Genomic DNA, 13,764 nt, shown 5'->3' with positions numbered 1-13,764 from the left:
GCATTTACAAGAGCTGTTTAATAAGACTAATTTCAATGATGTCAAAGAACAATTTAATCCCCTTATTCCGGGATTATTTGATTAATTAATAACTCGTCCCGATTTTAACGGGACACTAGTGAACATATATATTATTTAAAAGGGAGAATTGGAAATGAATACAGATGTATTAAATACAAATCTGATCGAGGTAATGAAAGAGAAAATACCAGATGGGGTTAATTTAGCGAATACCCTGATGGATATTCTCTACATAGGAAAAGAGGCCGTATACAGAAGATTACGCGGCGAGGTTCCCTTCACCCTCAATGAGGCTTCCATCATTTCAAAGAAACTGGGAGTTTCACTTGACCAGATCGTGGGTATAAGCTATACTAATAACGCTATGTTCGACCTGAATCTTTTACATTATTCAGATCCTATCAAAACGTATTACAAAATCCTTGACCACTATCTTGAATTGTTTGAGTCTCTACGCGACGATCCGACTTCGGAGTTAAGCACAGCCTCAAATATGATACCACAGACTTATTATCTGAAATACGATAGCTTGTCTAAATTTCGGTTATTTAAATGGATGTACCAGAATGAAAAAGTTAATTGTGTAAAATATTTTTCAGAATTAAATTTATCCGAAGAACTCAAACATGCCCAAAAGGCATTCGTAGAAGCCAGTACATATATACAGACAACAAACTATATATGGGACAGCATGATGTTTAACTACCTGGTGAACGATATTAAATATTTCGCCAGCATTCATTTAATCACGGAAGAGGAAGTAACCAAACTACAGGAAGAACTCCTCCGGCTATTGGACGACCTGGAGACAATCGCTTCCAGAGGTAAATTTGACTCAGGCAAGGATATACATATATATATATATCCAACATAAACTTCGAAGCCACATACAGTTTTGTGGAAACATCCAGTTTGCAATTAAGCCTGATCCGGATCTTTTCGATCAACTCGATCACATCGAGAGACAAAGAGATGTGTAAGAACCTGAAAGAATGGATTCAATCCTTGCGTAAGTTTTCTACCATGATCTCCGAAAGCGGAGAAATGCAGCGTATACAGTTTTTCAAAAAACAACGGGAACTTGTAGAGAAGATGTAATAGGAAGTATGAGTTTTTATGTTACTATATGAAGAAAGGACGGAAATCTGTAAAAAGATGACCGTCCTTTCTTTTCATGTATATCAGATAATCTTATTTATCCAGTTTTGCACAGATCAGTTCTGCCGCTTTCTTACCGCTCATCAGCATACCGCCGAAAATCGGTCCCATACGGAAGCTACCACTTACACCGTTGGCTGCCATACCTGAAACAAACAGTCCCGGATAGATTTCTTTTGTATTTTCTACCGTTGTCTGTTCACCCAACTCAACGTTTAATGAACGTTCGCCGATTACACCGCCGGTCGGAGTATTCAGTCTGATATCGTTTTTGCGGGCAACAGTACGTGCCACTTCGCAGTCGTGTCCTGTTCCTTCCAATACGGCTTTTGCCATAATAGTCAGCGGGTCTACATGCATACCTTCACGGATTACCGGAGCCCAGTTAACTACCACACCGGCTACTGCATCGTTGTGGAATACCACATCTTCCACAGAATAGCAGTTAAAAATAGTAGCGCCGGCTTTTGTTGCCTGATAGATCAATGCAGAAGTAGTATGAACCGAATCCATAATATAAGTACCATTGCCGGCATCATGATAAGAAACGCCCAGCTCCTTCACAATCGGCATGGCTTCTTCCTGTACGACAATATCATTAAACATCATGGCACCGCCCCACATGCCTCCTCCCGGAGCCAGTTTACGGTCGAAAAGAGCGACTTTCTTTCCGGCTTTAGCCAGATAATAAGCTGCAACGATACCGGAAGGGCCACCACCAACAATAGCCACATCAATTGATAAGTTGCTCTTCAGTTTTGCAAAATAAGAGTCAATAATTCCTGTTGAAACGATCTGTTCCATTACAATAATAATTAGAGTTTAAACATCGGAGAGCACATAGAGGTTAAAGCTCTCCTTTATTTAGCAATTCTACCGATTCTCCCTTCACGGCATTACCCGGGCAGGTTCTATGGGTATAATCTCAGCCTGTGTATTAAGGCACCCCTATGATAAGTCGACGACAAAGATAGTAAATTATCCGAAATGTGGCGGACGCTTATTCATTTTCCGTTCAACAAATGCTTTCATGAACTCGACAGTCTCGTCTACACCCAATACGGATACGTCGATAGAGAAATTATAGGAAGAGGCTACACCCCATTCTTTATTCGTATAATAGTTATAGTAGGCTGCACGCGATTTATCGGTCTTCGCCATCAGTTCCTTTGCTTGTTCGACAGTGATATTCTGGCTTTCGAGGATGCGCTGGATACGGTTTTCCATATTATTATGGATAAAAAAACTAAGACAATCCGGATCATCGCGCAAGATATAATCGGCACAACGGCCCACCAGCACGCACGACTGCTCCGATGCCAACTTACGGATTGCGTCACTCTGGAATTTAAACAGTCCATCGTTGGAAAGAATGTCATTATAAGGAGTGAACATCCCCATATAGGAATATCCCATAGTAAAAGCATACGCCAGTCCGCTCGAAGCACGTTCGTCCGCCTTTTCGAAGAACTCTTCGCTCAATCCGCTTTCCTTGGCGGCCACCGCCATCAACTCCTTATCATAATAACCGATGCCCAATGCCTGAGCCAGTTTTTTCCCTATTTCACGACCACCACTGCCAAACTGCCGACCGATGGTCAATATGATTTTGTTATCCATATACTAACCGATTTTATTATCTTGCGATAAATATACAATATTTTTTTTAGTTAGGTGATTCATGTTTAAACTTCTTGAACTGATTAATCAGAACAATTGCCGTAACGACTGTCGCAATCGTATCGGCAACCGGCATACTGATCCAGACTCCCAGCGTACCGAAGAAGCGGGGAAGGACAATCAAACAAGGAATCAGAAACAGCATTTGCCGGGTAAGCGACAGGAATATAGCCTTCTTCGACATACCAATCGAAAGGAAGAAGTTCGTTGCCACCATCTGAAAACCGACTATCGGGAAAACGGCAAATACGATATGAAGACCGAACACGGCCGCTTTCACCAGTTCGTCATCGGTTGTAAACATATTCACGATCAGGGTCGGGAATAACTGGCAGAGCAGGAAACCCGCCGTTGCCACTCCGATTGCCCACTTCATCGTCAGCTTGGTTACTTCCGTTACACGAGGATATAAACGGGCACCGAAATTATATCCGGCAATAGGTTGCATCCCCTGGTTGAAGCCCATAATAATCATTACAAACAGGAAGATAATGCGGTTTACGATACCATAAGCACCAATCGCCATGTCTCCCCCATGTTCTTTCAAACCGCGGTTGATCAGGATAACAATCAGACAGGAACAAAGATTCATCAAAAAAGGCGACATCCCGATATACAGAATACCCTTCACCACCTCTTTCCTCAGTTTATAAATCCCTTTCTTAAAATGGAGCAACTGTTTCGGACTTGAAAAATGAATCATCTGTCCCGTCAAGGAGATTACCTGCGAAATGACTGTCGCCCATGCAGAACCCTTGATTCCCCACTCAAAGCCAAAGATAAAAATCGGATTCAAGATACAGTTTATCACCACAGAAGCCAGGGTAGCATACATAGCCTGTTTGGGAAATCCGGACGAGCGCAACACCGCATTCAATCCCAGATACATATGGGTTATCACATTCCCATATAAAATAATCTGCATGTAATCGCGGGCATACCCTATCGTATTTTCACTGGCTCCGAAGAAATAAAGAATAGGGTCGAGCAAGAGCAAAAAGACAAAGGTAAAAGCCACCCCGAGCAGTACATTCAGGACAAGCACATTCCCCAACACCTGGTTGGCTCCTTCATAATCCTTCTGTCCCAGCTTTACCGAGACTAATGTAGAAGCACCGACACCAACCAGCGAACCGAAAGCTGCCGCCAGGTTCATCAACGGAAATGTCAGAGCCAGACCCGAAATAGCCAGCGGTCCTACCCCATGTCCTATAAAAATACTATCAGCCATGTTATAAAGCGAAGAAGCGGTCATGGCTATAATTGCCGGAATAGCATACTGCGTAAGCAGTTTTCCGATACGTTCGGTACCCAGTACCAAAGGAGAGTTTTGTTTTGTCATAAAAATCAATTGATGCGCAAAGGTACGGATATTTACGATTAATTTTTACCTTTGTTTTCCTATAATAAATTAAATATGGCAGAGAATTTAATCATAGCGGAGGGAGACAAAGAACAACAATACCGGACGTTGTTCCCCCAGATAGAAGCGTTGCTGGCCGGTGAAACAGACATGACAGCCAATATGGCGAATGTTGCCGCAGCCTTGAAACAGATGTTCGATTTCTTTTGGGTAGGTTTTTACGTGGTAAAAGAAGATATGCTGGTGCTCGCCCCTTTTCAGGGACCGATTGCCTGTACCCGCATCCGGCACGGCAAAGGTGTTTGTGGTACGGCATGGAAAGAAGCAAAGACCCTGATTGTTCCGGATGTAGAACAGTTTCCCGGACATATAGCCTGCAACTCAGCTTCCAGGTCAGAGATTGTGGTTCCGGTGATCCGCGAGGGGAAAGTCATGGCGGTTCTCGATATAGACAGCGATAAGCTGGATAGTTTCGATGAAGTCGATGCAAGCTATCTGGAAAGGATATGCGGGTTGCTTTGATATAAAAAAATAAGAGGTGGTTAAAACCACCTCTTACAAACGAGTTTAAAAGATGATCTCTATTTTACCAAAACAAGGGTTAGCTTCGAGTGTCTTACAATAGTTTCCCCAGGCTATTTCCGGGTAATCCCAACGGTTATTGACATACAGGATCAGTTGTCCGTCGGCACGCTTATTGGAGCGGCAGGCAACGGAGGCATCCGGTGAAACAACCGACAGGCCGATGGACGGATTACCGGCGTTCAACGTATAATAATAGATGTTCTCCTTCATGCCCTTTGCCATTTGGGTAAGCGGACGATCGCAATTCGCTCCGGCATCAGCCCAGTAATAATAATTATGAGTATCCATTTGCCAGGGTTGTTGCGGACGTTCGCCGTACGCCACCTGATTCGGGTTATAGAGAGAAGTCTCCCCCTCATTGCCGGCAAACTCTCCGGCCGGATAATAACTCCAATGTCCGCGGCGTTTCCATTTTAGTTGCTCCATTGTTTCGGGAAGATAGAACGAAAGTCCCGTTTCACGCAGGAAACCGTTAGGCTGCCCGTTTGTCAGGTAATTGATTTCCATACGACCTTCCGGGGAAATCAACAGACGGATATCGGTATCGACATCGTTATAACGGCCCTTCAATATAACCTGTACATTTTTACCCTGCTTCATATACGTAATACTCTGTTTTCTCCAATCCGCATCGGCTGTCAGGAACTTGGTGGCGCTTTTACGGACTTCAGCCCCGGTCAGATGATTCAGGTTGATATCCAGATTCAGGAAAGGGCCTTTTTCGATGAATACCTGTCCGTCGACCGTAGCGTTACAGATCAGGCCCGTTTCTTTGCAGAAAGGAATTTCGAAGCCTTCGCCTTTCACGACAATACGGTCGGCATTTTCCTCAACCAGAAGCGGACCATTGCGGCGCGACTGTGGCAAAGTAATCGCCGGCTGTCCCAGCGTCACAAGTGAAGCATCTATTAAATCCCCACCGGCAGTAAAGAAACGGATAAGAAGTTCGCTTCCCTCTTCCCAGTTTTCAGCAGGGATAATCAGGACTCCTTTCTGATGCGGTGCGATGGATGCTGTCTGCGTCTCTTTCTCTATTCCTTTATATGTATAGCGCACTTTTATTTCATTCAGGTCAGTATGGTCGAAGCGGTTGTAAACGGGAAGCAACAGACGTTCGCCCGTCGTATAGTCACCCACTTGTTCCGTCAGCAGGCGGACAGGCGAATAGGCTTTCTTGGTTGCCCAGAACTCCGGTTTCTCACGGCGCCAGACATCGACAATTCCCCATTCACCGTAACCGACACAGTTGCCCTGGAAATCTTCCGGCTTGGCTGTACGGGCAAATTCCTTCCAGAAAGAAGTACCCATCTTCGGTTCGGGCAGCATGAACGTTTCGTCGATATATCCCCAAATCGCACCGCCCAAACCTCCGGGGGCATCAAACAGGCCGCTCCACATCTTATCGATAGAGATTCCCCAGAACTCACGGATGTTCGGGTCATCCTGTAAAGTCTTATAGGTATAGCAAGCCGGGTGCGCCCATTCATCGAACAAAGCCGGGATGCCGTGCCCCTGGTAATTACGCGTCGCACGTCCCCATTGATTCAGATTGCCATCCACATCCTGATAATGCATGCTGAGAATATCATATATCGGCTTCTTCTCGCCCACCGAACCGGGATAACTGAAAATGACCGGGCGCGTCGTATCCGTCGCTTTCACCCAATCCCAGCAATCCTGAAAATTCTTTCCGTACACACTCTCGTTTCCAATCGACCAGAACAGGACGGATGGATGCGAACGGAATGCCTTCACCATCTCACGGCATTGTGACAAATAACGGGGAGCAAACTCCGCACTGTCCTGCGTCCTGCCGGGAGCATAGTTCTTCTGGCGGTATGTATCGACAAAGCAGACGGCCGTTTCGCTCTCCACATAGATACCGAAACGGTCGCAGAAATGAAGGAAACGTTCAGAGGGCGGATAATGCGAAGTACGCACGAAGTTCATATTCGATTGCTTGAAACGGAGGGCGTCCAGGCTGTCCAGTTCAGCAGTTGTAGTACGCCCCAGCGTCGGATGGATATCGTGGCGGCAGGCTCCGCGCAGCTTAACGGGAAGGCCGTTCACCAGCATACGGTCTTTTACAATCTTCACGTCACGGAAACCAATCTGCTGACTGAAGCGGCTGATTTCCTTACCTTCCACTCGAAGCGCAACTGTTAATGTATAGAGGTTCGGATGTTCGGCATCCCATTTCAACGGATTGCGGACGGGGAGTTCATTACTGTTTCCGTCTTCTTTCAATATAAAAATACTTTGTGACAAAGGGACCTGCCGACCTGCGGGGTCGGTCAGGCTGTAGACCACTTCGGCATTTCCCGCCGTCCTGCCGGTATAGGATACTTTCAGCACGGCATCCCGGTATAACGAATCGAGATGAGTCTCCGCCGCAAAATCGTAGAAACAGGTTTCCGGCAAAGCGAAAACCGTTACATCCCGAAGAATACCGCCAATCGGATGATGGGCATACCCCGAAGCATAGGAGATATCATCGATGCGGTCGGTTATTTCAAGCTGTATCTCATTCTTTTTTCCCGGCCGTACAAATTCCGTCACATCTGTCTCCCAACGGGTAAAACCGCCATGATGTTCACGCACCTGTTTCCCGTTCACCGAAAGGACCGCGTGGCTATATACCCCGTCGAAACGAAGAATGACCCGTTTCCCTTTATAATCGGCCGGAAGGGTAAATGATTTACGATAAAGATAAGGCGTATCATGTTCGATAGCATATCCCTGCATAGCCAGTTCTCCCGGAACCTGAACGGTATTCCATTTACCCTGCGGGGCGAAACGGAATTGCCAATCGCCATTTAACAGCAGGGAGGACGAACTCATTCCCTCTACTTCAGCAGGTATGATATAGGATGCTTCTATCGGCAAAGCCTGCAAACCGGCAGCCATACTCCCCTGCCCGATAAAGCAACAGGAAGCCATAAGTAATAAGATCTTTTTCATATTATATGTTATTACAATTATTATCAGAAATGAGTGTTTGTTTATAGCAACTGGTTGTAACTGGCTCCCCTCTTGAGAGGGGGAAGGGGGTGTGTCATATTCCCGCCTATACAACCACCATAATCAGAGTCACTTGACTATTACAGGTTCATTTGCCGTCTGCTTCAGCTGACGGTTTACAAGTTGTTTCTCTCTTTTGGCTTCAGCCACATTTCTCCTAGATAGAAACCTGTAAGAAATGGGACTAAAGTCCAATGAGATAACCCCTTGACTAATCCGTCAGCTGAAGCAGACGGCAAATAAACCTGTAACAAGGCTTGTTTTATTGACTGGCTTTAACACACCCCCTACCCCCTCTCAAGAGGGGAGACAGGTACAACCAGTCAATAAACAGATAGTTCAATTATTTCTAAATTGGCACATTGGCATATTGCCACATTGGCTCATTATTTTCTTCACCACCAAAGGCAATAAAACGTCACCAATATGGCAATGACAATCAATGACATCACATTAAACAGCCGGCTGGTACGGAACAAACCGGGACGATGGGTGGTATATTCCTCATTCATCTGTTTGCCGCTGCCCAACAGGACAATCAAGCCGCAACAAAGCAGAAAGACAATCCCCATACGGTCCAGCCAGGGTAATTCGGGACAAAGGAATTTCATCAGCGTAGAAAACACAAACGAACTGAGAGCCGCAGCCAATGCCCCGTTTGCCGTCGCCCGCTTATAGAAGAACCCCGCCAGGAAAATAGCCAATGCCCCCGGACTGATAAAGCCGGTGAACTCCTGGATATATTGAAACGCCTGGTCCAGCCCCGACAACATCGGAGCAATCGATACCGCAATCAGCAACGACCCGAAGCTGGCCCATCTCCCGGTCAACACCAACTCCTTCTGTCCAGCATCCTTCCTGAAATAAGAGCGGTAAATATCCATCGTGAAAATAGTTGAAATACTATTCATCATCGAGGCCAGCGAACTGACAATGGCCGCTGTCAGTGCTGCAAAAGCGATCCCTTTCACTCCCACAGGCAGCAGATTGCTGAGCAACCACGGATAAGCCTCGTCCGACTTCTCCAACGGGGCATTCAGGGCAAAGGCCGCAATCCCCGGAATCACCACCAACAGAGGAACCAGCAGTTTGATAAACCCGGCAAACAACATACCGTTCTGTGCCTCTCCTACCGATTTGGCCGCCAAAGCACGCTGGATGATGTACTGGTTGCATCCCCAGTAATAAAGGTTAGCAACCCACAGTCCGCCGACAATAACAGAGATACCCGGCAAATCCTTATAGCTCGGATGCGACTTGTCGAGAATCAGATGAAATTTATCTTCCGCCTGTGTATAAAGATTCGTGACTCCCTGCCATATACCTTCTCCGCCACCCAGCATATTCAATGCGATATAAGTGGTTATCAATCCTCCGCCTATAAGGAATACCACCTGGATGACATCGGTCAGCGCCACCGCCTTCAGTCCGCCATAAATGGAATAAATTCCGGCAAAAGCCGCCAGTCCGACAATGCCCCAAATCATAGGGACACCCATCACCTTTTCGATCGTCAGTGCACCGAGGTAAAGGATGGAAGTCAGGTTGATAAAGATGAAAACAGCCAGCCAGAAAACAGCCATAACAGTCTTGACCCGTTTATCGAAGCGTTCCTCCAGAAACTGGGGCATGGTAAATATCTTCTTTTCGAGGAATATCGGAATAAAGTATTTGGCGACGATAATCAATCCCAGTGCCGCAATCCATTCGTAAGTAGCCATTGCCAGCCCGATTGCATAACCGGAACCGGACATGCCGACAAACTGCTCCGCCGAAATATTAGAAGCAATAATCGAAGCACCGATTGCCCACCAGGCCAGTCCGCGCCCCGCCAGGAAATAATCGCCGGCATCCCGTTCTTCCCCTTTTTTCTTCCGGGAGACAAACAGGCCGACGAACAGGATCAGGGCACAGTAGGCGATAAAAATGACCAGGTCTATAGTATTCATGGTATCAATATTTAATGTTCTATATCTTTTTCTGAAAATAAGATCGAAGACTTCCCCTAAAAATGCCTCGCTAATTAAAAAGGCATTATTAACCATCTATTATATTGCCTTTCTAATCAAATAGGCATTATTGACCATTCCGGAAAATGCCTCACTAATTAGTTAGACATTATGGATAATCCCGGAAAATGCCGTTCTGATTAATGAGGCATTTTTAATGGGATGTTTTTATATGCTTCACTCCAATATCATTTAAAATTCATCCTGCATCAAGGCCGAACGTCCTCCATCCATCAGAATCGTCGTTCCACTGATAAACCGGGCTTTGGGAGATGCCAGATAGACACAAAGTGCGCCCACTTCGTCCACCGTGCCAATCCGTTTAACCGGGTGCAGGTTAATCGTTCTCCGACGTTCTTGCTCCGCATCCGGAAAAGAGTCAAACCAGGTATCGTTGCCCGCCGTATCAATAAAACCGGGTGCTACACCGACCGTACGGATGGCTGGCCCCCATTCAATTGCCAGGTTACGCACCAGTCCTGTTATCGCCGTCTTGGTAACGCTATACGGGAAACATCCGGGTATCGTACCGAACGCATGGTTGGAAGTCATCAACAGAATAACGCCCTCCCCACTCTTTTCGAGATAAGGTTTACACAACTTTGACAACCGCCAATGGGAAGCCAGATTCAAATCCAGGTTATACTGCCAACGCTCTTCGGTACACCCCTCGGCTCCCTCAAAAACATTCACTCCGGCACTGGAGACCAGGATATCTATTCGCCCGAAAGTATCGACCGTTTCCCGAACCAGCGCTTCCAGGTCTTCCGGACAGGTCACATCTGCCTGCCTGTATAAAGCCCGTACCCCCTCTGCCTCTACGGCTTTCCGGAAGGCAACCGCACATGTATCACCGGGCTCTTTCCGGGAACATCCGGCAACATGGGCGCCGGCCTTTGCAAACTCGATAGCCGTACCCAATCCTATGCCGGATGATACACCGGTAACAAGCACCACTTTATCTGTATAGTCTATTATAAAACTCATACGCTTAAATATAGAAGTTATCGGGAGCGTTCGTAATAATACCCGGATGTTTCTCCATCTCCTCTTCCACCAGGTCGACGCCTAAGCCGGGACGATTGGACAGATGCAGATGACCGTCGTAAACCATTTCGGCAATCGGATGGTCGATCACCGTATCTCTCCAGGGAACATCGTTGAACATAAACTCCTGACGGAAAAAATTCGGTATCGCAGCACACACATGCGAAGAAGCCAGTGTCGATAACGGCCCGTTCGGATTGTGAGGTGCAATCAGCACATTATAGGCTTCCGCCATCGTAGCCATCCGTTTCATTTCCGAAGGGCCTCCGCAACGGGTAATATCCGGCATAATCACGTCACAGACATGTTTTTCCAGCAAAGAACGAATACCGAAACGGGTATAATGGCGTTCTCCCACACAGATGGCCACATCCGAAGGGATACGTTCACGCATAGCCCGCAAAGTCTGGGAACTTTCGGGGCCGGCAGGTTCCTCATACCAGGTGATATCCAGCTTTGCCAACCGTTCGGCCATCTTCACTGCCACACGGTAGTTCAGCATGGCATGCGTCTCGATCATAATATCGAACTCCGGTCCAACCGCGTCGCGGACAGCTTTCGATACATCGAAAGCCAGGTCCTGTTGCTCGGCTGTCAAAGTCAGATTTGAGGCCAGGTCTTCGCCATAGAAATAATTGGTATGTGCAAACGGGTCGAATTTCAATCCGGTGAATCCTGCCTCTTTTACTTTCAGGGCCTGCTCCGTATAATCTTTTGCATTATGGCCACCACCGGTAAACCAATAGTTTGCATACAACAGAATATCTTTACGATAAGCACCTCCCAGCAATTCATAACAGGGAACACCCAACACTTTCGCCTTCAGGTCCAGTAAGGCCATGTCGATACCGCTGATAGCACACAGGCTGGCTCCATACGGGCCGATCCAGTTCAGGTCACGATAAAGTTTTGTCCAGATAAAATCCGTTTTCATCGGATCGAGGCCGATGATACGCTGCCCCACATGTTTGGCAGCCTCGAAAACGATCGGGCTCCCGGGCCAGTTAGTTGCTTCACCGACACCGGTGTAGCCTTCGTCTGTATATATTTTAAGTAGCGTCCAGTTGTATTTGATACCTTGTACCAACCATACTTTAACATCTGTGATTTTCATTGTCTATTCCGATTTAATTACATTATACCAAACTGATCGAAAGCATCACGTGCTTTCATTCCTTCCTGAATTTTCTTTAATACCATACGCTCGCCGCGGGCTTTTTCAAGGGCGCGGGTAAAGACTTCTTCTTCAATGCTGCGGGGTACGACACACACACCGTCGATATCTCCTACCAGCACATCGCCATCATTAATCCGCACACCATCCATTTCGATAGGCACACGATAATCAATTACTTTTCCTCTCGGCGCCTGGTCCTGTGCATAAGGTCCGTAAGAAAAACAAGGAAAGTCGAGCGCCAAAATACCTTTTGTATCACGGGAATACCCATTGACCACTGCGCCTGCCGCTTTACACTGGATAGCACGGGCACTCATCAACTCTCCCCATAAAGCATAACAGGGAGACGAACCGGAGCAAACATACACTTCATCTTCCTTCAAGTCATCCAACGCTTCAAGCATCAACCCGAAAGAGCGTTTCAGCAACGGATTTTCTCCGCACTCTTTACCATGTTCCAGCACATCAGCCTCCAGCACGGTCATAGCACGCCCTACCACCAGCATATCATCACGAAGCGGACGAATCTGCGGAGGAAGGAACTGACGGGTATATCCCATCTTATCCATTATGTCACCGATTACTGCGGTATAAAGCTCCTCCTTTATCAAAGAGAACAGAGCTTTATCATCATTCCATTCTTTCATATCCATATAGTTTATCAGTATAAATTATTCAATGATTACTGATCACAAAGTTAGCCCGAGTATACAAAAAGTCAGCCCGAAATTCATATCTCAACGTATGCAGGAAGGACCTTTTACGAAGAAAATGTGTACAAAACGGAAACTACTTGGTAACTTCCCGCGGCGTGATCCCCATCTGCTGTTTAAAGACCCTTGAAAAGTATTGCGGTGATTTGAACCCACAGATAAAACAGATTTCTTTAATCGACATCTCCGTATTGCGCAACAATTCAATCGCTTTGTTAATACGGATCTGATTCAGATAATCCAGCGGGGAAAGATTCAAGTGTTGTGCAAACAGTTTACGGAGGTACCGTTCGCCTACTCCGGTCTGCCCGGCCACATCACTGATGGATATATCGGTCTGATAATTCATACGAATATAGGAAATTGCCTTTTTCAGCGACTCATTTGTACAAATCGGCAAGTAAGATTCATCCATATAACGATAGATAAGAATCAGCAGTTCCGCATAGTACATCACCACCAGGTATTGATAGTATTTATTTTTCAGGTTCATCTCGTTTACAATGCGCTGGACAGCCCGCATGATACGGACATTATTCACGATTTTAATCAGATGGTTCTCTTCCGAAAAGATCGTTACGGGAGTCAGCTCGCCTGTCTCATCCTGTGCATGCGGATTGAAACGGGAGAATATCTCCGGTAGAAATTCCAGCTGCATCAGTGTCGTTCCTTCCGAGCCTGCTTCAAAGGTATGTTCCACATTCGAACAGATAATCATCATCTCGTTCTCATTGAAACTGATACTTTCGTTTTCCAGATGAAGGATGCAGTTGCCTTTCTTTACATAGTTGATCTCGATGCGCAAATGCTGGTGAGGACCGAATGTTTCAAACGGCTGGAAAGAGACGAAACGAAAGACATCTGCCAGACGTTTATATTTTAGATTCTCCGTTATCCCCTCTAAAAGTCCCCAAAGAGACTGTTCTGTTGTCTTGTTATCCATGATATTCCTTTCCCTTGTTCTGAAGCAAAGATAGAGAAAAGACAGTA

Annotated in this window: 10 protein-coding genes and 1 pseudogene; 2 read left to right on the top strand and 9 right to left on the bottom strand. The window is 46.3% G+C overall.

Translation table 11 applies throughout. From position 1 onward, the window contains the following. Positions 1–154: 154 nt before the first annotated feature. Positions 155–1,119: pseudogene (locus tag NBH15_RS24170) on the top strand (hypothetical protein). A gap of 93 nt (positions 1,120–1,212) precedes the next feature. Here NBH15_RS24170 and NBH15_RS24165 read toward each other — a convergent pair. The 3 genes from NBH15_RS24165 to NBH15_RS24155 all read right to left on the bottom strand — a co-directional run bounded on the left by NBH15_RS24165 (position 1,213) and on the right by NBH15_RS24155 (position 4,201). Next, a complete protein-coding gene (locus NBH15_RS24165) occupies positions 1,213–1,983 on the bottom strand; it encodes a sulfide-dependent adenosine diphosphate thiazole synthase (protein WP_007653384.1) in 771 nt (256 codons plus the stop codon). Positions 1,984–2,157: 174 nt separating this feature from the next. Further along, positions 2,158–2,799, bottom strand: coding sequence for a cytidylate kinase-like family protein (locus tag NBH15_RS24160; RefSeq protein ID WP_250823754.1), 642 nt, complete (start codon positions 2,797–2,799; stop codon positions 2,158–2,160). Between the two features lie 46 nt (positions 2,800–2,845). Continuing rightward, positions 2,846–4,201, bottom strand: a complete 1,356-nt coding sequence (locus NBH15_RS24155) for an MATE family efflux transporter (RefSeq protein ID WP_186960361.1) — start codon at positions 4,199–4,201, stop codon at positions 2,846–2,848. 75 nt (positions 4,202–4,276) lie between these two features. On the opposite strand from NBH15_RS24155, the gene msrC reads away from it, so the two are divergent. Beyond that, the gene (gene msrC / locus NBH15_RS24150; protein WP_250823753.1) at positions 4,277–4,744 is read left to right on the top strand and encodes a free L-methionine (R)-S-oxide reductase MsrC; all 468 of its coding nucleotides are present in this window, start codon (positions 4,277–4,279) and stop codon (positions 4,742–4,744) included. Positions 4,745–4,789: 45 nt separating this feature from the next. Here the strand turns inward: msrC and NBH15_RS24145 are convergent, their stop codons facing one another. From NBH15_RS24145 to NBH15_RS24120, 6 genes are all read right to left on the bottom strand, one after another. After that, positions 4,790–7,768, bottom strand: a complete 2,979-nt coding sequence (locus tag NBH15_RS24145; protein ID WP_250823752.1) for a glycoside hydrolase family 2 protein — start codon at positions 7,766–7,768, stop codon at positions 4,790–4,792. A 455-nt stretch (positions 7,769–8,223) separates the two neighbouring features. Beyond that, entirely contained in the window at positions 8,224–9,777 is a 1,554-nt protein-coding gene (locus NBH15_RS24140) for a sodium/sugar symporter (RefSeq protein WP_250823751.1), read from the bottom strand. 252 nt (positions 9,778–10,029) lie between these two features. Continuing rightward, positions 10,030–10,824, bottom strand: coding sequence for an SDR family NAD(P)-dependent oxidoreductase (locus tag NBH15_RS24135; RefSeq protein WP_128135213.1), 795 nt, complete (start codon positions 10,822–10,824; stop codon positions 10,030–10,032). Positions 10,825–10,828: 4 nt separating this feature from the next. Continuing rightward, positions 10,829–11,998 (bottom strand): mandelate racemase/muconate lactonizing enzyme family protein, encoded by a 1,170-nt coding sequence (locus NBH15_RS24130; RefSeq protein WP_048317495.1) that lies wholly within the window; start codon positions 11,996–11,998, stop codon positions 10,829–10,831. Between the two features lie 17 nt (positions 11,999–12,015). Further along, positions 12,016–12,714, bottom strand: a complete 699-nt coding sequence (locus NBH15_RS24125; protein ID WP_233567479.1) for an RraA family protein — start codon at positions 12,712–12,714, stop codon at positions 12,016–12,018. A 136-nt stretch (positions 12,715–12,850) separates the two neighbouring features. Beyond that, complete coding sequence (locus NBH15_RS24120; RefSeq protein ID WP_128135214.1) at positions 12,851–13,717, bottom strand: AraC family transcriptional regulator; 867 nt, start codon at positions 13,715–13,717, stop codon at positions 12,851–12,853. Positions 13,718–13,764: the final 47 nt, after the last annotated feature.

The sequence above is a fragment of the Parabacteroides caeci genome (assembly GCF_023656795.1).
Classification (GTDB): domain Bacteria; phylum Bacteroidota; class Bacteroidia; order Bacteroidales; family Tannerellaceae; genus Parabacteroides; species Parabacteroides segnis.
Note: the sequence above shows the minus strand (reverse complement) of the source record. Positions and strands in the feature narration are given on the sequence as shown.